Source organism: Lentilactobacillus kisonensis DSM 19906 = JCM 15041 (genome assembly GCF_001434135.1).
GTDB classification, from domain to species: Bacteria; Bacillota; Bacilli; order Lactobacillales; family Lactobacillaceae; genus Lentilactobacillus; species Lentilactobacillus kisonensis.
The window spans coordinates 1-254 of sequence record NZ_AZEB01000115.1; the positions used below are offsets into that span (position 1 = coordinate 1).

General features: G+C 41.7%; 1 pseudogene. It reads right to left on the reverse strand.

What is annotated here, in order from left to right:
- Positions 1 to 254, reverse strand: a pseudogene (locus FC98_RS14965) (IS3 family transposase); the annotation flags it as partial.

The window sequence follows — 254 nt, forward strand, 5'->3', positions numbered from 1 at the left end:
CCGTAAGTTAATTGCGTAAAATCAGATGCCCAAACTTCATCTGGGCGATTGACGCGACTAAATTGCTGATTCAACACGTTGTCTTTGATATATTGTTCACTTTGCTTAATCCGGTCATGTTGCTTAATTCTGACACAACATTTTATCCCCAGCTTATCCATTAACCGTTTAACTCGACGCCGCCCAACGCGACCAACTTGATCAAGAATCTCAGGATCAAGGTTTAGATTGTCAGCTAATTGACGACTGCCAAA